This window comes from Sporosarcina koreensis (assembly GCF_001531445.1).
In the GTDB taxonomy this organism is placed as follows: domain Bacteria; phylum Bacillota; class Bacilli; order Bacillales_A; family Planococcaceae; genus Sporosarcina; species Sporosarcina koreensis_C.
The window spans coordinates 1-480 of record NZ_LQYA01000088.1 but is presented as its reverse complement, the minus strand read 5'-3'; the positions used below and the strand labels follow the sequence as shown (position 1 = coordinate 480).

The 480-nt window shown below is 46.5% G+C and carries 2 tRNA genes; both read left to right on the top strand.

Features of this window, described 5'->3' with window-relative positions:
- Positions 1-132: 132 nt before the first annotated feature.
- Positions 133-209: transfer RNA gene (locus AWV70_RS11195), tRNA-Ile, on the top strand.
- Between the two features lie 10 nt (positions 210-219).
- Positions 220-295, top strand: a tRNA-Ala gene (locus AWV70_RS11190).
- Positions 296-480 lie beyond the last annotated feature (185 nt).

Genomic DNA, 480 nt, shown 5'->3' with positions numbered 1-480 from the left:
TATCGGAAGGTGCGGCTGGATCACCTCCTTTCTAAGGATATTTACGGAATATGAACCTTGGGTTCATACGTTGACGTTTTGCGTTCAGTTTTGAAGGTTCATTATAACAATGAAACTTCATATACCCGGAAGGGGCCTATAGCTCAGCTGGTTAGAGCGCACGCCTGATAAGCGTGAGGTCGGTGGTTCGAGTCCACTTAGGCCCACCATTCATATTCCGGGGCCTTAGCTCAGCTGGGAGAGCGCCTGCCTTGCACGCAGGAGGTCAGCGGTTCGATCCCGCTAGGCTCCACCAACTTACTCCGATGGGAGTATTTTTGTTCCTTGAAAACTGGATAAAACGACATTGAAGCAACAAAACATCAAGTAATCAACCGAGTCGATCACTTAGTGATTGAACAATACTTTTTTAACGTTTATCGTTGTATATCGCTATACATCGGTAAACACCCGAGGATTTCAAGACGCAACTAGCGGATT